A 20,639-nucleotide genomic window follows, 5' to 3' on the forward strand; every position below is an offset into this window, starting at 1 on the left:
AGGGAAGCAATGGTAAGACAATTGATTCAGGGGAATAACAGAGAGCCATCTCACCACTTCAAGCAGAGATTCAGTTTCTCTGTACGCCCTATTATCTTTCCTCACCGCCATCTCGTTCTGGGATTCGTGGCTGCGATCGCCGGGATCTTCCTCTCTACGCTGCTCCACCTGCCAGCACAGTCCCAAATATCACCCCCCTTGGCAGGAGGGGAAACAACCATCCAAAATCGCACTTCTCGTGCCTTTGAACAACCTGCTCCCAACCTGGATGCCTATTGGCTTGACCGCCATGCTGTGGGGGATCTGGCTTTTGAAGCGGCGTTTGTGACAGCACCCGCCAATGTCAATCCGGGTTTGGGTCCCCTATTCAACGGCACATCCTGTGCGGGATGCCACATCAAAAATGGGCGAGGAATGCCAGAAAAAGGGCAGCGAGTCGTGCGCCTTAGCCAGCTAACCGTTGAAAAGCCAGCCGAGGATTCTGGCGCTTCCCCTGAATCCGGCTCCTTCCATGCCTTGGAAACCGAAGTACCAGGAGAAAATATATTACCCGTCCTGGGAATTGGTACTCAGGTGCAGGAACAAGGCGTGTATGGATATGAACCAGAAGCGGTGGTGCAGTTGGACTGGCAAGAGCAACAGGGAACTTATGGAGATGGCACCGCTTACTCATTGCGATCGCCCCAAATACAACTGTCCCTCTGGGATGGCACACCTTTTCCAGAAGGGGTCGCTATTTCCAACCGGATTCCTCAACCTGTCTTTGGGGCGGGGCTACTAGAGGCGGTTCCAGAATCTGAAATTTTAGGGTTAGCAGACCCTGAAGATGGCGATCGCGACGGCATCTCTGGTCGCCCAAATCGAGTGTGGGATGTAGTTCAGCAAGCCGAGGCATTGGGGCGATTTGGCTGGAAAGCAAACACACCCACCTTGCTACAGCAGTCCGCATCCGCCTACGTTAATGACATGGGGGTTACCAATCCCCTGTTTCCAGACACAGATAACACCCAGGATATTAACCAAGACATCCTCGAAGCGGCTGCGGTCTACGTGCAAACAATCGCGGTTCCTGCTCGTACGCTGTTAGACAGTCCACAGGTGCAGCAAGGAGAACGGTTGTTTGCTGCGAACTGTGCTTCCTGCCATGTGGCTGAGCTACACACAGGCGAACACGAAATTTCAGCTTTGGCGAACCAAACCATTCATGCCTACACCGACCTGTTGTTACACGATATGGGAAGCGAGTTAGCAGATGGTCGTCCCGACTTTCTTGCCGACGGAAATGAGTGGCGAACACCACCCTTATGGGGCGTTGGACTGACGCAAACTGTATTACCCTATTCGGGTTATCTACATGATGGTCGTGCCCGTACCCTAGAAGAAGCTATTCTTTGGCACGGGGGCGAAGCCGCTACCGCAAGAGAGTATTTTCGCACCCTGTCAGCAGAAGATCGTGCTGCTTTGATTCAGTTTTTGCGATCGCTTTAGTCCACGTTCCTAATACCAATTTAATCTGAGGATGTTGCAGACGTGGGTAGGAGCACACTGCGGTGTGCCCTTACAGAAATTGATGTGTCACAAGAGCTGTTTAAATTGGTATAGCATTACGCTTAAGAAGTTGGGTTTCGCTGCGCTTCACCCAACCTACAGAACACAGACGTAGAACCGTAGGTTGGGTGGAGCAGAGCGGAACCCAACGCTTAGACTTGCCGCGCTACTACACTATGTTCTACTCATCCAAACATAGCTGTAAGAGCGGGCGAAAAAGGAATAGGACTTTACCCTATCCTTCTTTGTCCTAACCTACATGGCTCAGCTAAAGGTCACACCTCAACCCACTTTCTCAGTAAATTCGCATGAGTTTTAGAGAGCAAATCAAACTCTCTCGTTTTTCCCTGTTGCTTGAACAATGCCTGCCGTGCCGTATCCAGGTCAAACAAGATTTCTCGCTCCTGCGGGTCACGAATCAAGCTTTGCACCCAACTGACTGCCGCCAAACGTACTCCACTCGTGACCGTTTCAACCCAATGCAGTGTAGAAGATGGATAAACGATCATGGCACCTGCCTCTAGTTTGTAGGGTTGTTCGCCTTGAGTACTGTCAATTACCAGTTCACCCCCCTGATACTCTTCTGGTGAGTTAAGAAACAGCGTAAAGGAGACATCCGATCGCATTAACTGCTGTTGAGAATTCATTAATGCATCGTCAGTGTGAACCCCATAAGCCATTCCAGTTTGGTAGCGGCTAATCAGCATTGGATGAATCCGCTTTGGACGTACCGCCATTTGAAATAACCGATTGCGCTGCAATGCTGCGCTAATCAGCTTGCGAATATTATCTAGTTCTGGTGCATCTTTGGGAAGTTGAGTGTTGTGCTTGACCAGGCTGGCGTGCCAACCTGCTGTTGTTTTGCCATCGACAAACTCAGCCACTTCAACCATTGTCGTAATTTTGCTTAGTTCATCAGGCGTTAAGACATCGCCAATGCATACAATCATGCAACGTTAGATCAATTGAGAATACTCCCTCTAGCGTATCTTGATACTGGCGATTTGCTAGCAATCTTTGCTTCGCCCACCTACGCTTAATCCACTGTTTTAACCATGCTTTAAAGCAGGAGTTGGGTTCCGCTCTGCTGCACCCAACCTACATCAGAAGATTTGTCAGTCAATCAGTCGCTTCTGCATTCTGCTTGCCAGCTTGCAAAGTCAACCAACCGATCGCCAAAATTACAGCGTTAACGATTAGAAAGCCTATATCCCAAGCCAACTCATGGGGACCTGACTTAACATGATGGATTCCTAAAACTTGATGGTCGAGGATGCCTTCAACTACGTTAAATAGTCCAAAACCCAGCACAAAAGCACCGAGAAAAGTTTGCGTAGAAAAAATTACATTGCCCTGCCTGCCTGCCCGCCAAAGCAAAAAAATTCCTGTCAGTGTTATCAGCCAATCTGCCAGATGAAACAGCCCATCTCCAAGCGTGTTTAACTCTAATCCCGAAACGGTTGTATCGGTGGCAACACTGCTAAACATGTGATGCCATTGCAGCAGTTGATGCAACACAATGCCGTCAAAAAATCCTGCTTGCCCAATACCCAGGACTATTCCCGCCAAAATGATGGGGCGATGGGTAAGATTCTTCTCCACTGGCTTTCCTTGGTCTACGTTCAACACAAGTTTCAAAGGTGCTTAGTTTCATTCCGACAGGCAAGTTGAATTTGACCAACTCTCCAAAGACGTAGATTTCAAGATTCTCATAAAGTTATTACTAATTGCAAACTTCCCTCTTCAGTCAGAGGTCCAGCATTGCTCCAACAACCTACGTTTGGAATCACGATTAAAGTGACATCGTCGGTTAGTAGGTTGGGGAAACGGTTTAGATGGAATTTGATGTTGTTGTCATTGGGGCAGGTCACAACGGTTTAATTTGTGCTGCCTACTTATTAAAGGCAGGTTATCGAGTACTGTTGCTGGAAAAACGAGAGTTTCCGGGCGGAGGAGCAACCACAGAAGAGCTACTGCCAGAAGACGCTCCTGGTTTTCGGTTTAATCCTTGTGCGATCGACCATATCTTTATCCATCTTGGCCCCGTTGTTCAAGAATTAGAGCTGCATCGATACGGGTTAGAGTATCTGTTCTGCGATCCGGTTGTTTTTTGTCCGCATCCAGACGGCAAATACTTTCTGGCTCACCGCTCAGTCGAAAAAACATGCGCTGAAATTGCACGGTATAGCGCTCGTGATGCTCAGAAGTATGCTGAATTTACTGACTTTTGGCAACGTGTAATTGGGATGTTGACTCCTGTTTTTAATGCACCTCCCAAATCCATTGTTGACATTCTGAGTAACTACGACATCGGCAAGATTAAGGATGTATTCTCGCTGGTTGGTTCACCAAACAAAACGTTGGATTTGGTCCGTACCATGTTCACCAGTCCAATGGATGTGATTGATGAGTACTTTGATTCAGAGTTCCTCAAAGCTCCTCTGGCTCGACTAGCGGCTGAACTCAGCACTCCTCCTTCTCAAAAGAACATGGCTATCGGCTCAATCATGATGTCGTTGCGGCATGACCCTGGCATGGCACGACCTAGAGGTGGAACTGGGGCATTAACAGAGGCGTTGATTCGACTGGTGCAAAGCTTGGGCGGTACGATTTTGACCGACCAGCAGGTTAAGCGAATTCTGGTAGATGATGGTCGAGCCGTAGGGGTGCAGCTTGCCAACGGGCAGGAATACCGGGCAAAGCAAGGTGTTATTTCTAGTCTGGATGCAAAACGTACCTTTTTACATTTAATGGATGAGGCGGATGTCAAAGCTGCTGATGCCCAGTTGGGCGATCGCCTCTCTCGTCGTATTGTCAACCACAATGAAGCCATTCTCAAAATTGACTGTGCTTTATCAGAAGCGCCTCGCTTTGAACATCACAATCACCAGGATGAGTACTTGATTGGATCTGTTTTAATTGCAGATTCAGTTAATCAGGTAGAAGTTGCTCACACTGATCCAAATGTCGGTAAGATTCCGCTCGAAGATCCTTCGATGTATGTGGTGGTGCCAACCATGCTTGACCCCTCAATGGCTCCTCCCGGTAAACACACGTTGTGGATTGAATACTTTGTGCCCTACGAAATTGCTGGAGCGGCAGGTACGGGAATAAAAGGTACGGGCTGGACAGAAGAGCTAAAAAACCAGGTTGCCGATCGCGTCCTTGACAAGCTAGCAGAATATGCTCCCAATGTTAAGAGCAGTATCATTGCGCGCCACATTGAAAGTCCACCAGACCTAGAAGAACGGCTAGGAATGCTGAAGGGCAACTACTATCATTTGGATATGACTTTCGATCAAATGATGTTTTTCCGTCCGTTGCCAGAACTGGCTAATTACACCACACCAATTTCAGGCTTGTTTCTGACGGGTGCTGGAACTCATCCGGGCGGCTCTGTTTCAGGAATGCCAGGCCGCAACTGTGCTAAGGTATTTTTACAACATCAGCGATCGATAACCAAAACGCTAGCTAATGCTGGAACTTCTCTAAAATTGACGGCAAAATCAGTCTTTAACCTGCCCTAAAATTTTGCTTGAAGCCCTTTTCCTTAGAGACTTTTGAGGTGATAAGAGTAAAGTGTTTCGAGATGGCTTGTGAGCGGGAACACAAGCATACTTAACATAGTTAGGCGTAAGACACCACCTTTGGATCTAGATTAAACAAAAAGGTGACCTGTACAGTGTAAGGGTAATCAACATACGTGTAGACACTCTCTATCCTGTTACTTCACTCGTCTGGATGCTCAAGGGAATGTTTGCAAGGCCGCAAAATATTATGGTTTCCGCTCTTAAGGCTCCCAAAATAGGATATTCTCGCAGCAATCAGTTAGATATTGCAAACTATGCACAAGCTGAAAAGTACCTAGACAGTCTATTTAAGCAGAATTCTAATCAAGTTCTATCTCTATCTTCACAGGTAGAGTTTTTTCAAAATACGGTGTCTGAAGCAATACTAAAAGCATTTGCTTCTGTATTGTCAGGAGCAGATAGAAAAACACCAGGTTCGCACCTTGCTCATCGATTTTTACAGAGAATTCTGTATCAGATCAACGTTCAGCTTAGTCGTCTTAACGCTGATCATTCACAGTTTCTTACGCACGAATGCAGCACTTACTTACACAGTTTGCGGAACCAGATTGAAAAGGTTTGGCAACGGTGGGAATTAGCTCAGTTTGAGCTTGATGCATTAAAAAAAGTGAGTGTTGAAAAAACACTAAATGAGCGAATTGTAGCGGATTCAAATTCTATTTCGGCTGAAAATGATCGTTTCTTTCGCACTCAAATGACTCAGGCTGGCTATCAACGCTTGCTGGCGATCGCCTCTATAGACGGATTGGCCGCAGTCAGTCATCTTTGTCGTACTCTAAACGCAACCAGTAAAGATCACTCTATACCAAGCGAATTCACAAGGTTATTTCTTCAGGAAAATTACCTTGCCCCTTTAAACCGTCAATATTCTACTTATTTTAACAAGATGCTTGCCGCCCTTGGCATGAATACAGAACCAGAAACCTATTTTGATGTGGTTCCGTGGGAAGTGTTTGCTCTGCACAATCAAGCCTTTCTGCTGACCCGAGAAAAAAATTATCTGCTCCAGTATGTAGGGGGATTGCTCTATCTGGAGGTTGCGGTGCCAGCAGCATTTACTCACTATCAAGTAGCTGCCCAGCGTCTCAAGCTCCCATCGGTTGTAATTAACTATTGGGATTTACATACACGGCTTCATACAGAAGATGGTTACCAAATGTTGGATAAGGTTGTCCTACCTGTGGCAAACCAATGTCCTCAACAGGCTTGGGAACTAGTTTTAGGATATGACCAGCAGCGAGCAATGAGTAGACGAGCGGTGGCAGCGATCGCCTCTTCGGTGAGAGCCGCAGAACGAGCGGAACGGGCGATCGCGAAATCCTCTGGAGCAAAAAATTAGGAGTATCAATTAGCCAGGAGTACCAATATGATTCCCTGTTGCACTTACCTCCTGCCAATTCGCAGAGTAAGCGTATCAATGGTGGAGTTAGCGGACTTTGCTAACTACTTTCAAATGTTAGCTGAGGCGGGTTGCGAAGTATTAGTTGTTGATGGTTCACCTCCCGATGTTTTTGCAGAAAATGAGCGGGTATGGGGTAAGTTATGTCGCCATGTTACGGTCGATCCGCAATACCCTTACCTGAATGGAAAGGTGAATGGAATCCACACTGGGGTTGCGCTGACGGACTGTGAGCGCATCATTGTCGGAGACGACGACATTCGCTACACACCCGACAATGTAGCTCGAATGGTTGCCATGCTTGAGCAGTATGAACTGGTGCGTCCCCAAAACTATTTCAAACCGCTACCCTGGTGGGGAAGGCTAGAAGCAGCCCGAATGTTGCTCAATCGAGGCATCTTACCAACCGGCGACTATCCCGGAACTTGTGGTTTCAGACGCAGTACAATGCTGCGAGTGGGTCACTATGACGGAGACGTGCTGTTTGACAACGAGGAAATGGTACGTCACTTTGCCGTAAAAGGAGCAAGCATCGGTTACGCCACAGACTTCTTTATCCAAAAGCTTCCTCCAACCCTGCAAAAATGGTGGGAACAACGCCCCCGTCAGGCTTACGAAGATTTTGTCATGCGATTTAAGACGGCTCTATTTCTAGCACTCATTCCTGCTGGCATTCTGCTAGCGTGGCTTTGGGGTACAAAAGCAGCGTTGGGGTATGGACTGGGAGTGGCGATCGCCTCCATCCTAATTGCGTTTAAAGGACGCAGCGGAGCCGAGCCATTTTTCCCAATTAACATCTGTTTTTTTGCACCACTTTGGGTGATGGAGCGATCGCTAAGTGTGTACTGGGCAGTTTACTGGTGGCTGGTTCACAAAGGTTATCCTTTTGGCGACAAGGTAATTGCTAAAGGCACAGGGCGAGACTGGATAGCAGGGGCAAGATAAGAAAAATGCAGGTGGCATCGCTCACCTGCATTTTTCTTACATGTTATAGGTTGTTATGGTTTCAACAGGACTTTGATACAGTTATCTTTCTTATGTTTGAAAATCTCGTAGCCTTGCTTTGCTTCCTCTAGCGGTAAGTGGTGAGTAAACACAACAGAAGGGTCAATTTCTCCCTTCTGAACGCGATCAACCAGCATAGGAATATACTTTTGTCCAAACATCTGTCCCATCCGGAAGGTTAATCCTTTGTTCATCGCGGCACCCATTGGCATCTTGTCGAGGAAACCTGCGTAAACTCCCATAATTGACAGGGTGCCACCTTTAGCACAGGACACAATCATCTGCCGTAATACGTGGGGGCGATCGGTTTCCAGTCGCACAGACTGCTTGGCTTTGTCATAGAATCCTTCTAAACCCATACCGTGGGCTTCCATGCCGACGGCATCGACGCAGGCATCGGGACCGCGACCGCCCGTCATTTCCTTGAGTGCTTCCCCTGCGTCTACTTCTTCGTAATTAATCACTTCGGCTTTGCCAAACTCTTGCGCCATTTTCAGTCGCTCAGGGATGCGATCGATCGCAATCACTCTTTCCGCTCCCAGCATGTAAGCGCTACGCATCGTGAATAGGCCTACTGGTCCACATCCCCAAACGGCAACGATATCTCCTGGCTGGATGTTACACAAGTCTGCTCCCATAAAACCTGTCGGGAAGGCATCGGAGATTGGCAACAACTGTTCATCGCTAAGTTCTTTAGGAACGGGAATTGCGCCATGATCAGCAAAGGGAACGCGCACATATTCTGCCTGCGCGCCTGCATAACCGCCAAACAAGTGAGAATAGCCAAAAATGCCCGCTGTGCCAAAACCAAACAACGGTTCTTGCATCCAGCTATTGGGGTTGGAGTTGTCACAGAGCGACCACTTTTGATGCTGGCAATAGCGACACTGACCGCAGCCAATGATTGAAGAGACAACGACGCGATCGCCTACTTTCAGCTTCCTGACTTCTGAACCAATCTCGACTACTTCCCCCATAAACTCATGACCGATGATATCTCCTGCTTGCATAGAGGGAATATAGCCATCGTAAATATGTAAATCAGAACCACAAATGGTAGTGGCTGTTACCTTCAGAATGGCATCACGGGGGTTGAGAATCTTAGGATCAGGAACTGTCTCAACTCGAACATCATTGGCACCATGCCAGCATACTGCTTTCATTAGCTCACAGGAGATAAATTAGATTTTGATACCTGTCAAGGTAACAAGTGCTGATTGAGGCTATCGTCTTCCTTTGGAAGGAGAGTCCTGCCGTATTGTGGTAAAGTGGGCAACGCTCATTGTTTAGCCAGCATCGTAGGTTGGTTTGCGCATTCGCTTCACCCAACCTACATTTTCATCAACACCAAGTAACACAAGTAACTTTCATTTATGCATCGTATTGCTGCAACTCCGGGAGGATGGAATCCTGAAACTGAGGGTGTTGTTTTTATCGAACAAAATCCGGCTCCGCTGGTATTTTTAACAGCGGCTGATACAGAGATTCAAACGTTGGCAAAAGCATTGCCCCTACTTCCATCTGGCTTTCCAGAGTTGCGAGTCAGCAATCTGCTACAGCTTCAGCAACAGTTGAGTATCGATACTTATGCTGAGGAGGTGTTGACAGAAGCAAAAGTAATTGTCCTGCGCTTACTTGGAGGAAGAGCTTATTGGTCTTACGGGTTGGAAGTGGTGAAACAAACAGTAGAGGAAACTGGAGCCGCTCTGTTTGTTTTACCGGGAGACGATCGCCCTGACCCTGACCTGATCAGCCACTCCACCGTTCCACTCACTGCCGTTAATCAACTCTGGCGCTACTTGATCGAAGGCGGCATCGAAAACACCATTAACGCCTTCAAATTCATCGCAAACACCAGTTTGGGTCAGCACTACGATCTGCGTCCCGCCCAACCTATTCCGCGTGTAGGTTTGTATGAATGGCGACCCCTTGCGAGTATCTCTCCGAGATCGCCCCAACCCCCAACCCCCAACCCCCAAATCGGCATTCTCTTCTACCGAGCCCACTACCTTTCTGGCAACACTGCCCCGATTGATGCCCTCTGTCAAGCATTAGTCGAACGACAATTAGAACCAGTCCCTATCTTCGTATCTTCCCTACGCGATCCAGATGTGCAAACCGATTTACTCACTCACTTTCAGCTTAAGGATGGGTGTCCAATTCAGGTGTTGCTCAACGCCACCAGTTTTTCATTGGCTCGACTAGATAGTGAAACGCCCAATGTAGACCTGTGGAAACAGTTAGATGTCCCTGTAATTCAAGTCATTCTCAGTGGTGGAACGGTAGAGAAGTGGCGATCGCAGACCAGAGGACTCTCGCCACGAGATGTGGCGATGAATGTGGCATTACCCGAAGTTGATGGACGCATCATCAGTCGTGCCATTTCCTTTAAGACTGTTCAAGTCCGTAACCCATCCTTAGAAACTGATGTGGTGGGCTATAAACCTGTAGACGATCGCATTCAGTTTGTCGCTGACCTGGCCGCAAACTGGGCACATTTGCGTCAAACACCAGTAGGCGATCGCCGAATTGCACTCATTTTGGCAAACTACCCCACCCGTGACGGTCGCCTTGCCAACGGGGTTGGGTTAGACACTCCCGCAAGCTGCATCGAAATTCTCAAAGCTTTAGAACAAGCAGGTTACTCTATTGACAACATTCCCGCATCAGGCGACGAACTAATTCAACGTCTTACTCAAGGCATTACTAACGACCCTGAAGGGCAAGACCTCCGCCAAATTCACCAAAGCCTTCCTTTAGAGGACTATCAAAAGTATTTCGCCACCCTTCCCAAAGCCGTTCAGCAGGGCATTGGCGATCGCTGGAACACCCCACCTTCCCACCTTCCCATCTCCGGTCTTCAACTTGGCAACATCTTCATCGGCATTCAACCTGCTCGTGGCTACGACCTCGATCCATCATTGAACTATCACGCGCCCGATTTAGAGCCAACTCATGAGTATTTAGCTTTTTATCACTGGCTGCGATCGCACTTTAAAGCGCAGGCGATCGCCCACATTGGTAAGCACGGCAACCTGGAATGGCTTCCTGGCAAAGGAGTTGCGCTCTCCAAAACCTGTTATCCCGAAGTTGCATTAGGTGCATTACCTCACCTTTATCCATTTATTGTGAATGATCCGGGTGAAGGGGCACAGGCAAAACGTCGTGCCCAAGCGGTGATTCTCGATCACCTCACGCCACCGATGACCCGTGCCGAACTCTATGGAGCTTTGCAGCAGCTAGAAGGCTTGATTGATGAATATTATGAGGCGCAAAGCCTTGACCCAACTCGCTTGTCAGTCATTAGCGATCGCATCACTGCACTGGTGCTTCAGGAAAACCTACATCAAGATTTGGGAGTACAAAGTGACAACCTGGAAACGATCGATCAGTCCCAACTAAAAACCTTTATCTCAGAATTTATCACGCGTGCTGATGGCTATCTGTGTGAACTCAAAGAAGCCCAAATTCGTGACGGTCTACACATTTTTGGGAAATGTCCTCAAGGGCGACAACTGCGAGATTTAGTTGTCGCGATCGCTCGTCACCCAGGACAAGGCAGATTAGGGTTGACTCGTGCGATCGCCCAACACTGGCAGCTCGACTTTGACCCCCTCACCGCCAACCCTGCTGATTCCCTCTCATCTTTAGGAACTGTTTTTTGGAACGCGATGTGTTCAAAAAATTCATCCTCTCAATCCCCTACGCATCGCACTGTTGGTGACGCAATCGAACAGCTTGAGCAGCTCGCCGCTAGCCTGGTTGAATCCCTTCTAACTCCTGACTTTGATCGATCTGAAGATGTTTTTGAGCGTGAAGTCTTCGATTTCACGCTCAAAAACACTGCTTCGTTAAGCAATATTCCCGACCTCCACTGGATCGCCACTCACCTTCTCCCCAGCCTCCAACAAACCGAACAAGAAATCACTCACTTCCTGCATGGACTAGATGGGCGTTATGTTCCCAGTGGAGCCTCTGGCGCACCCACTCGTGGTCGCCCTGAAGTACTCCCAACCGGACGCAACTTTTACTCCGTAGACATTCGTGCCATTCCCACCGAAAGCGCCTGGGATGTGGGACGCAAAGCGGCTGAAGCGCTGATCGAACAGTATACTCAGGAACATGGTGATTACCCCAAAACACTAGCGTTATCAATTTGGGGAACTTCCACGATGCGAACGGGGGGAGATGATCTGGCAGAAGCACTGGCGCTGTTAGGAGTTCAGCCTGTTTGGGATGGGTCAGCCCGACGAGTCGTAGACTTTGAGGTTTTGCCGTTATCTGTTTTGGGTCGTCCCCGTGTAGATGTCACTTTGCGGATCTCAGGTTTCTTCCGCGATGCCTTTCCTAATTTAATCGACCTGTTTGACCAGGCTGTGAGAGCAGTTGCAGCACTCAATGAACCTCCTGAGCAAAATCCACTGGCAGCCCAGGTACAGCAAGAAGTAGAAACCTGGCAGACAGCCGGATTGACCCCGGAGCAAGCAGAACGGCGATCGCACTATCGCATCTTCGGCTCAAAACCGGGTGCCTATGGAGCCGGACTACAGGGACTGATCGAATCGCAAAACTGGACAGACGACCAAGATCTTGCCCGTGCCTACATTAACTGGAGCAGCTACGCCTACACCGGACAGGGAGAAGCCCGAACCGACCCAGAAGCCTTCAAACAGCGACTACAACAGCTTCAGGTCGTGTTGCACAACCAGGACAACCGCGAACATGATTTACTCGACTCCGATGATTACTACCAGTTTCAGGGTGGGTTGACTGCTGCGGTGCGATCTCTGACCGGCGCAAATCCCACCACTTATTTTGGCGATCACTCCTTACCCGAAAATCCGAAAATTCGTAAACTTCAGCAGGAAATTGCCAAAGTTTACCGTTCTCGTGTGGTGAATCCGAAATGGATTGCGGGTGTGATGCGTCACGGCTACAAAGGTGCTTTTGAGATGGCTGCAACGGTGGACTACCTGTTTGCTTACGATGCAACCACTCACTGCGTTGAAGACCACATGTATCAGGGCATTGCTCAGGCTTACCTGTTTGATTCTGAAGTTCAACAGTTCGTTGAGCAAAAGAACCCTTGGGCTTTACGCGATATGGCAGAGCGACTGCTGGAAGCGAATCAGCGAGGACTATGGCAGAACGTTCCAAATAAAACGTTGGATGAATTGAAGGCGATCGCCCTTCAAGCTGAAGCAGTAATTGAAAGCAATACAGATAACCAGTTTCGTTAGCTTCCTGCAAGTTTAGAGTACTTCACTAGTAACTTCAGCAAGATCTGCATAAGTGGAGCAACTTTAGTTAAGCATCAGTGAGGGGCGATCGCTACACTCATCACATTCCCACCTGGAGAAACATTTGGTATTGCTGATCTGATGCATGAATTTCGTAAGGGCGTTTCGCGAAACGCCCTTACAGGAGAATGGATACCTGTGAATCATCTTTAGCAACGCCAAACAATTTACCCTAACATTTAGGTTTTCTCTGAGGGGATGATTCATCATGCCAAGAAGGAGTATTCAATGACAATAGTTGAAACCAATGAGAGCTTACTCAAACCTGATGCAGCGCAAAAGAAAAAATCTTTCAAACTAAGCCTTCAACAAAAGAATTGGATTTTATCCTTTCACATTGGCTGTGCGGCACTCTGGACTGGCACAGTTCTCAGTATGTTTCTAATTTCGCTAAGAAACCAGAACACCGTGAACTCAGACATTCTCTTTGCCCTAAATTCAGCGATCAATTTGCTTGATGATGTGATTGTGATTCCTGCGGCAATTGGTTCAGTGGTGACTGCGACCCTCCTTTGCTGGCAAACTAACTATGGCTTCTTCAAATTTTATTGGGTCATTGCCAAGTGGATTTTGACAACTGGCTTGGTGGTCTTCGGAACGTTTTGGTTATTCCCCTGGGGCAGTAAGGCTGAAGAAATCGCACTCTCAGAGGGGTTGAATGCATTTCAGAATTCTGTTTACGTGTTTGATGCAAAAGGAGTTTTAGTTGGATCAGCAATTCAAGTCTCATTTCTGTTCGTGATCATTGCAATCTCTACATTGAAGCCTTGGGGAAGACGAATTACTAAATCTAAAGAAACACAAGAGTAGTACTATCAAATCCGTTTAATTTGCCCTCTGACTTGTTGAGCAATCTTGTGTAATTCAGCGATCGCATCCACCGATTCTAATTGATTGCGATCGCCTCTTGTTCTTCCCGCAAGAGAATAGAAAACCATTTATACTCAAATTCTTCCCTCAACTAGCAAGAAGGGTAGAGATTGATTATGCTTTCGGTTGCCGTCTTCGTCTTTGTCGGTTGGATTATATCGGTTTGCCTGCACGAATTTGGTCATGCCGTTGTAGCGTATTGGGGCGGCGATACCTCGGTCAAAGAGAAAGGATATTTGACCCTCAACCCGCTGAAATATACTCATCTCTCCTACAGTTTGGTCTTACCCCTTGTATTCTTGCTGATCGGTGGCATTCCCTTACCCGGAGCAGCGGTCTACATCGATGTGAAGCGATTGCGGAGCCGCGCCTGGGAAAGTGCCGTTTCCTTCGCAGGTCCGGCTGCCAGTGTCCTGGTCACCTTACTGCTAGCCCTTCCATTTTTTCTAGGACTCGCTCCCGCTGTGCCCAACCACTGGATCTGGGAGGCACTGGCATTTCTGATTCTCCTTCAGGTGGCGGGGGTATTTCTCAACCTGCTGCCTATCCCACCCCTGGATGGATATGGCATTATCGAACCCTGGCTCCCTGCTGGCGTGCGATCGCAGCTTGATGGTTGGAGCCGCTATGGAGTCTTTGTTGTCTTTGGTTTATTGTGGTTTAGCCCAGAGGCGAATCGGGCATTTTGGCAGACCGTCGAGACCGTCAGCACTTTCTTAGGTGTACCAATGGAGCTGGCTTGGACGGGCTATGACCTATTCAACCAATGGGCAGCAGCCATGCTGGTCAGCTTAATTGTGATTGGGGTAGTGGTGCAACGAGTGCTGCCGAAACCCCTCCAGCACTGGCAAGAACAGGGCTATCAACTCTTGGAGCAGCAGCACTATGAATCGGCGATCGCGGCTTTTGACCAAGCGATTCGCAAATCTTCTACTTCCGCCGAAGCCTGGTATCACCGGGGCAATGCTTTAAGGGGGCTACAACGCTATGAAGAGGCGATCGCTGACTACGACCACGCGATTCAACACCAATCAGGCTACCGAGCCTGGTACATGAAGGGAAACACCTTAGCGGAGCTGGGGAAGTATGAGGAAGCGATCGCTGCCTATGATCACGCGATGCAATATCAACCCGACTCGCTCAATTTTGGGTCACTGCGCGGACAACTGTTGACCCAACTTCAGCGATATGAGGAAGCACTCACTACTTACGATCGGCTGCTGAAATTTCACCCTGATCACGCTCACACCTGGATTCGACGGGGAAATGTTTTGCGTCACTTAGAGCGGTATGAGGCAGCGATCGCTGCCTATGATCGGGCGATCGCCCTCCATTCCAATAATTACCTCCCCTGGCTCAATCGCGGCTTGGCTTTAGGGCAACTCCAGCGCTACGAAGAGGAGTTAACTGCTTATCAAACCGCAAAGGAACTGGCTCCTGACGAGGCGGCAATTGGGTATGCCCTGAGCCAGGTCTTGTTTGACTTGGGTCGCTACGAAGAGGCGATCACCATTATCGACAAGACAATCTATTTGAATCCTGACCTTTATCAGTCCTGGTATTTGAGGGGACTCATTTTATTCCATCTGATGCAACCCGAACGGGCGTTAGCTGCTCTTGATCAAGCCATTCAAATTCAGAGCAATGACGCTGATCTGTGGATAGAGCGGAGCAAAGTTTTACACGCTTTGGAACAACATGAGGAGGCAATCGCCAGCTACAATCATGCGCTTCACCTTTCGTCAAAGATAGGGATTGACTAACTCCACTGAGAGAAGATTTAATTCTGCAATGCGACTTTGACGGAATGAGTTCTTACAAAAATAGGAACTCCTGCTGCTCAGCTACACCACCGTTCTGCAATATGAGTATAGATTTCAACTGCTTCCTCAATTTTTGAAACGTAGCAAAACTCATTGGTTTTATGGGCCATTGTAGGTTCTCCAGGGCCCAAGATCACAGTGGGTGGATGACCAAACGCAGGGGTGAATACAGACGCATCCGTAAAGTAAGAAGCTCCTTTAGTAACTGGGGCAGTATCCAGATAGGGTTTAGTAATCTCAAAGATGGTTTGTATCCAGTCGTGAGAGGGTTCTGTTGCAACACTTTGAGCTTGATTAAGGCAAGTAATTTCAACCTCTTCACCTAAAAGCATTTGGAGTTGCTGTTGAATAGCTTGGTGATCCTGTCCTGGAATGGTGCGAATATCGACTCCAATTGTGGTTTCATCGGGAACTGAGTTAATGTTTTGCCCACCAGTAATGGTTCCGACGTTTAAAGTTGGTTTTCCTAAGAAGGGATGAGGCTCAATGCCAAATTCAAAGGACTGTAGTTTGAGAATCACCTGAGCCGCCTTGTAAATGGCGTTGTCTCCCAGTTCTGGCATGGAAGCGTGAGCCGTAATTCCTTTAGTGCGAATGGCAAAGCGAACGGCTCCTTTATGTCCAATCCAGGGGTAGTTGGTGCTGGGTTCACCCACAATCACGGTGCCTGCTTCACCCAGGACATTTCCTAGCCCTGCCAGGTGATACGCGCCTTCGCAACAAGTTTCTTCACCTGCCGTCAAAATTAATTTCATTCCTGCTTTTCTGCCGGGCTGCTGGGCAAAACGGGAAGCGGCAATGACCATAGCAGCAATGCCAGCCTTCATATCTGAAGATCCTCTGCCGTAGAGTTTGTTTGCTTCGGTTTCACCCGCAAAGGGATCTTTTTCCCATGTGGTTGCTCCGAGCGGCACAGTGTCGATGTGTCCGGTAAAGCAAATGGGTAATTGCTCTTTTTCCCCGTTGAGGTGAGCGACAACAGTGGTGCGATCGCGCGCAAATTCATAACAGCAGGTTTGAAAACCGATGTCTTCCAGCACCTTAGCCAGATATTTGGCGCAATCTCGCTCCTGTCCAGGTGGATTGGTGGTGTTAAAGGACAGCAGTTGGCGGGTGAGGGGGAGAGACGTGAGGTTGGTCATTAATTTTGATAAAGTCCGTATAGGGTTCAATCCCGTCTGCATAGCCAAGCGATCGCCTGTTTCCACAGTTTGCTGTATCCTTCCCAGGTGGTGAGGACTTCTGATCACCAATGGAGCCCAATATCGGATGTCCAGGCGATCGCCCTAACGCTAGTATCTTTGCCAGGAATCGTAAATAGAAATAGGTTTACGAGTTTAAAGCCTGATTGACGAGCTTGAAATCAAGTTTTACTCCGCTCAACCTTAAAAAACGTGAGAGGATTGCCATTTACGATTCTCTCTTCTACTTCTTTCATACCGATTCTCTCTGCAACTCTGCGAGATTCTAGATTTGGGCGATCGCAGCTTGCCACAAGATACTGATAGCCAAGTTCGTCAAAACAATACTCCAGCATCCTGGCTGCGGCTTCGGTTGCATAGCCTTTCTTAGTTGCCTGAGGCAGCAAAGCATAAACCAGTTGGGGCTGCTCCTCCTCAAAGAAGTACCACAAACCCGTCATTCCGATAACTTCCTCATTATCTCTAGTTCTGATTAGCCAAAGCCCAAAGTTTTTCTCGTTAAAGAGCTTTTGACTCTCACTCAACATTTCCTCAACCTGCTGCAAAGACCAGTCCTCGTCATCACACAAATACCTTCTCACATACGGGTCAATAAAGATTTTGTGGAGGACATCAAGCTCTTCTTCTAAAATGGGACTCAGTTGCAATCTCTGAGTCTCAAATACTGGGTTGATCATCCCTTTGCCTGAGTCAACGGCTGGAAACTAGTATTGTCTAAAAATTCGTACTTCAATTCTTACTTTAAAGCTCTACTGAGTTAGGGGTGCATCGAAGAGGGACAGAGTTATGATGTTGTTTGTAGTGTAGGCATCCATTCGACCCTTTGGTGGACATGGCGATCGCACTTCACTGTGAGGATCGAAGCTGCCTACGGTTTGTAGGACTCAATCTATGCGGTTACGATTTAGCCAACTCCTGATTAGCCTTGGAAGTCTTGGATTTGTACTGGGTTTGGGAATGCTGCCCGCACAGGCTCAAGTCTCAAATGGACAAGTTGCGGCGTTGGTCGAAGCGTTGCGCCAGGCATCCCCCCAAACGGGCAACGCCAATGACGGTTTATATAGTGACTGGCAAATCATGGGAGCCAATATTCCCCGCTGGTCAAGATCCTGTCTGGGCAGAGAGCTAACTCCAGCCCAGTTTGAAGCTGACCCCAATGCAGCCCGAAGTGTCGTCACCTGCGTCATGCGTGACGTGCTGCAAGATGAATATCGTGCCAGCAACAATAACGAACTGCTGGCAGTGCGTCGGTCTGCCGCTTGGTGGATGCGAGGCGACCCAGAACAATATAACAGCGCCGAAATTTCAGACTATGTGCAGCGAGTCGTAACTGCTTATCAACAGCAGGAAGGACGGGCTGCGGCTGCACCCACTACACCTGCTCAGCCTGCAACGCCACAACAGCGCGCCCCTCAGGACTCTGACTACGATCGCTACATGCGAGCAGGCTATGCCGCAACGCAAGCGAGAGAGTTTGGGACGGCGTTGCTCTATTTCAGAAGGGCTTTGGACGAACGACCGGATGATTCTTACGCCGAGCAAGCAATCGAAAACGTCGAAGATTATCAAGATTCTCGTGCTCAATAGCAATTAGCAATTCATTTTGGTTCACTCATTCACTGAAAATATGAAACGGTTATTGATTGGTTTGACCGCCCTGTGTGCAGTAGTTTCCTTTGCCCCTGTTGCCCTGGCTGTAGAAGATTGGGTTGAGGTTACAGAGAATGAGGTGGGCGATCGCTTTCTGGTCGATCGTAACTCCATCGAAAACCGAGAAGGCATCATCTGGTATTGGGAATATCGAGACTTTCAGGAACCCAACAACGCCTTTGTTGGAGTCGAGCTAGAACAGCCCGTCTATGGCGCACTGGTTTACCGTTCAGTAGATTGCACCAGCTTGGTATCACGGCTCAGACGCATTACCGTTCATGGTAGAGGTAGACAGGTGATTCACCGTGCCGTTTATGATGACAATGGGCGACTAGCGCAACCCATGCGGGGCAGCAGTTCCGCAGAGGTGTTGCAATTCGTCTGTGATCAGGATCAGGCAGATGAAGCAAATGCAACGGATGAGAGCAACTAAAGGGTAATGAACGCGCTAGTAGGCAAATCGCTGCAAGACGGCAAATATATTCTGGAGCAGCCTTTAGGACAGGGTGGGTTTGGCATCACCTTCAAGGCCGTGCATCGAGATTTGAGGCAAGCGGTGGTGATCAAAACCCTTACTCCAGCCAGCCATCAGATCCCACAGTTTGCCGAACTAGAGCGACAATTTCGCGATGAGGCGCGGCGGTTGGCGATGTGTGTTCATCCCAATATTGTGCGGGTGAATGACTTTTTTACCGAAGAGGGCATCCCTTATCTGGTAATGGACTACATTCCCGGTCAAACGTTGGAAGAAGTCGTCTTTCCTGATCATCCATTGCCAGAGGCGATCGCCATTCACTACATTCGCCAGATTGGAGCCGCCTTACAGGTGGTTCACCAAAATGGTTTGCTGCACCGAGACGTAAAGCCGCAAAACATTATTTTACGCCAGGGTACTCAAGAGGTGGTGCTAATTGACTTTGGCATTGCCCGCGAGTTTACCCCCGGCACCACTCAGACCCATACCAGCCTGGTGTCGGTCGGCTACGCGCCAATTGAGCAGTATATGTCGCAGGAAAAACGCACTCCTGCCACCGATGTTTATGGTTTGGCAGCAACGCTATACGCCTTGCTCACCGCAACTGTGCCGATCGCCTCAGTTTTGAGAACCCGCCAAACCCTGCCAGCACCCCGTGAGCTGCAACCTCAAATTAGTCCCGCCGTCAGTCAGGCTGTCTTACGAGGCATGGCAGTCGAGGTGCAATATCGTCCAGCAACCGTCGCAGAATGGCTAACGTTGCTGCCAACTTCCTCAGCTATTGGAATGGCTGCAGGGGAAAACGGAGCTATTCCCAATCCAGATATTCCCCCTTCCCCGACGACCGCAGCAACCGTAGCGGTCGCGCCACGCCAGGTGAATCGGGCTGTCCCAGCTCCTGGTGCAGCTACAGTTGGCCCCGCTAAAAGAACGGTCGGAACTCCTGCTAAAACGGCAGCAGCTATTCCCCCAGTTCAAAAACCTCAACGCTCAAACCGAATGGCACCTCTGCTGTTAGTCGGAGTGGCGATCGCCGCTGCCATCGTTGGCGGAGTCAGTGCAATTGTGACGCGATCGCCCCAGACCGCCCAGGCTCCAGAGCCAACCCCCACCGAAACCCCGATAGACTTTTCTCCACCCGAACCAACCGAACTGTCACCCATCCCAGAAGCTTCTCCTTCACCAGAACCTGAGCCAGAGCCAGAACCACCCATCGCAGAGACTCCAGAACCCAGCCCAGAACCTTCACCGTCACAAAGTCAGCAAGGAACTGCCGCTGCATTATCCGACCGCAGCGTTCCTGGATTTGCTACAGGCACATCAATATCTGAGGTGCAGAGTTTACTCGGTGAGCCAACTCGCTCTAGAGACGGCTACTGGCCCAACACCCGTTCTGACCTATACGAACTGGTGCCCAACCAAGTCACCCTTGCCTACATCTACGACAAAAGCACCGAGCGCATTCGCCAAACCGAAGCCTCCTTTGCCCAATCCGTCGATCCGCTGATGATGCGGGTGACCCTAAACGGAATGCTCAACGGCAGATCGACCGAAGAAATTGAGCAAGCCCTAAGCCAAATTCGCGATCGCCAACGCAACGATTTTTCCTTCACCTCTGGCAACCTGGAAGGCGTGATTGAACGAAATGATAGCGATCGGATTTACATTGGCATCTGGGAAGAAGATTTGCATTAACCTGTAAGTTTGAAGTCTCAAATAAAGTGTCTAGACTGAAGAATAGGAAAGGTAATTGCTGAATTATTACTTAGTATCCCTG

16 protein-coding genes are annotated in these 20,639 nt (G+C 48.8%); 10 read left to right on the top strand and 6 right to left on the bottom strand.

Annotated elements, in window-relative coordinates; all coding sequences use genetic code 11:
- Positions 1-9: 9 nt before the first annotated feature.
- Positions 10-1,488, top strand: a complete 1,479-nt coding sequence (locus tag H6F93_RS19005) for a di-heme oxidoreductase family protein (RefSeq protein ID WP_190683924.1) — start codon at positions 10-12, stop codon at positions 1,486-1,488.
- A gap of 335 nt (positions 1,489-1,823) precedes the next feature.
- On the opposite strand, the gene H6F93_RS19010 is transcribed toward H6F93_RS19005, so the two are convergent.
- Both H6F93_RS19010 and H6F93_RS19015 read right to left on the bottom strand, forming a co-directional pair.
- Entirely contained in the window at positions 1,824-2,498 is a 675-nt protein-coding gene (locus H6F93_RS19010; RefSeq protein ID WP_190683927.1) for a Fe2+-dependent dioxygenase, read from the bottom strand.
- A gap of 169 nt (positions 2,499-2,667) precedes the next feature.
- A complete protein-coding gene (locus H6F93_RS19015; RefSeq protein ID WP_190683930.1) occupies positions 2,668-3,150 on the bottom strand; it encodes a DUF2243 domain-containing protein in 483 nt (160 codons plus the stop codon).
- A gap of 233 nt (positions 3,151-3,383) precedes the next feature.
- Between H6F93_RS19015 and crtO the strand changes: the two genes are divergently transcribed.
- The 3 genes from crtO to H6F93_RS19030 all read left to right on the top strand — a co-directional run bounded on the left by crtO (position 3,384) and on the right by H6F93_RS19030 (position 7,482).
- Positions 3,384-5,075, top strand: coding sequence for a beta-carotene ketolase CrtO (gene crtO / locus H6F93_RS19020; protein WP_190683934.1), 1,692 nt, complete (start codon positions 3,384-3,386; stop codon positions 5,073-5,075).
- A 598-nt stretch (positions 5,076-5,673) separates the two neighbouring features.
- Positions 5,674-6,477 carry an iron-containing redox enzyme family protein gene (locus H6F93_RS19025; RefSeq protein WP_206755748.1) on the top strand — a complete coding sequence of 268 codons (804 nt, stop codon included), beginning with the start codon at positions 5,674-5,676 and terminating at the stop codon, positions 6,475-6,477.
- A gap of 78 nt (positions 6,478-6,555) precedes the next feature.
- Complete coding sequence (locus H6F93_RS19030; RefSeq protein ID WP_190683940.1) at positions 6,556-7,482, top strand: glycosyltransferase family 2 protein; 927 nt, start codon at positions 6,556-6,558, stop codon at positions 7,480-7,482.
- A gap of 53 nt (positions 7,483-7,535) precedes the next feature.
- Here H6F93_RS19030 and H6F93_RS19035 read toward each other — a convergent pair whose 3' ends face one another.
- Positions 7,536-8,705 carry a zinc-dependent alcohol dehydrogenase gene (locus tag H6F93_RS19035; protein ID WP_190683943.1) on the bottom strand — a complete coding sequence of 390 codons (1,170 nt, stop codon included), beginning with the start codon at positions 8,703-8,705 and terminating at the stop codon, positions 7,536-7,538.
- A gap of 210 nt (positions 8,706-8,915) precedes the next feature.
- Between H6F93_RS19035 and cobN the strand changes: the two genes are divergently transcribed.
- Both cobN and H6F93_RS19045 read left to right on the top strand, forming a co-directional pair.
- Entirely contained in the window at positions 8,916-12,782 is a 3,867-nt protein-coding gene (gene cobN / locus H6F93_RS19040) for a cobaltochelatase subunit CobN (protein WP_190683946.1), read from the top strand.
- A 288-nt stretch (positions 12,783-13,070) separates the two neighbouring features.
- Positions 13,071-13,652 carry a hypothetical protein gene (locus H6F93_RS19045; protein ID WP_242043526.1) on the top strand — a complete coding sequence of 194 codons (582 nt, stop codon included), beginning with the start codon at positions 13,071-13,073 and terminating at the stop codon, positions 13,650-13,652.
- Positions 13,653-13,657: 5 nt separating this feature from the next.
- On the opposite strand, the gene H6F93_RS34730 is transcribed toward H6F93_RS19045, so the two are convergent.
- A complete protein-coding gene (locus H6F93_RS34730; RefSeq protein WP_277882866.1) occupies positions 13,658-13,780 on the bottom strand; it encodes a hypothetical protein in 123 nt (40 codons plus the stop codon).
- A 48-nt stretch (positions 13,781-13,828) separates the two neighbouring features.
- On the opposite strand from H6F93_RS34730, the gene H6F93_RS19050 reads away from it, so the two are divergent.
- On the top strand, positions 13,829-15,475 hold the full coding sequence (locus H6F93_RS19050) for a tetratricopeptide repeat protein (RefSeq protein WP_190683949.1): 1,647 nt from the start codon (positions 13,829-13,831) through the stop codon (positions 15,473-15,475).
- A 77-nt stretch (positions 15,476-15,552) separates the two neighbouring features.
- Here the strand turns inward: H6F93_RS19050 and H6F93_RS19055 are convergent, their stop codons facing one another.
- Both H6F93_RS19055 and H6F93_RS19060 read right to left on the bottom strand, forming a co-directional pair.
- A complete protein-coding gene (locus tag H6F93_RS19055; RefSeq protein ID WP_190683951.1) occupies positions 15,553-16,677 on the bottom strand; it encodes a M20 family metallopeptidase in 1,125 nt (374 codons plus the stop codon).
- 221 nt (positions 16,678-16,898) lie between these two features.
- Positions 16,899-17,414, bottom strand: a complete 516-nt coding sequence (locus H6F93_RS19060; RefSeq protein ID WP_190683954.1) for a GNAT family N-acetyltransferase — start codon at positions 17,412-17,414, stop codon at positions 16,899-16,901.
- Between the two features lie 214 nt (positions 17,415-17,628).
- Here H6F93_RS19060 and H6F93_RS19065 point away from each other — a divergent pair, with 214 nt between their 5' ends.
- The 3 genes from H6F93_RS19065 to H6F93_RS19075 are packed head-to-tail and all read left to right on the top strand — an operon-like array spanning position 17,629 to position 20,557.
- Complete coding sequence (locus H6F93_RS19065) at positions 17,629-18,324, top strand: hypothetical protein (RefSeq protein WP_199313827.1); 696 nt, start codon at positions 17,629-17,631, stop codon at positions 18,322-18,324.
- A gap of 40 nt (positions 18,325-18,364) precedes the next feature.
- The gene (locus H6F93_RS19070) at positions 18,365-18,820 is read left to right on the top strand and encodes a hypothetical protein (RefSeq protein WP_190683956.1); all 456 of its coding nucleotides are present in this window, start codon (positions 18,365-18,367) and stop codon (positions 18,818-18,820) included.
- Between the two features lie 6 nt (positions 18,821-18,826).
- Positions 18,827-20,557 (top strand): serine/threonine protein kinase, encoded by a 1,731-nt coding sequence (locus H6F93_RS19075; protein WP_190683959.1) that lies wholly within the window; start codon positions 18,827-18,829, stop codon positions 20,555-20,557.
- Positions 20,558-20,639: the final 82 nt, after the last annotated feature.

The sequence above is a fragment of the Leptolyngbya sp. FACHB-671 genome (assembly GCF_014695745.1).
In the GTDB taxonomy this organism is placed as follows: Bacteria; Cyanobacteriota; Cyanobacteriia; order Elainellales; family Elainellaceae; genus JAAUTN01.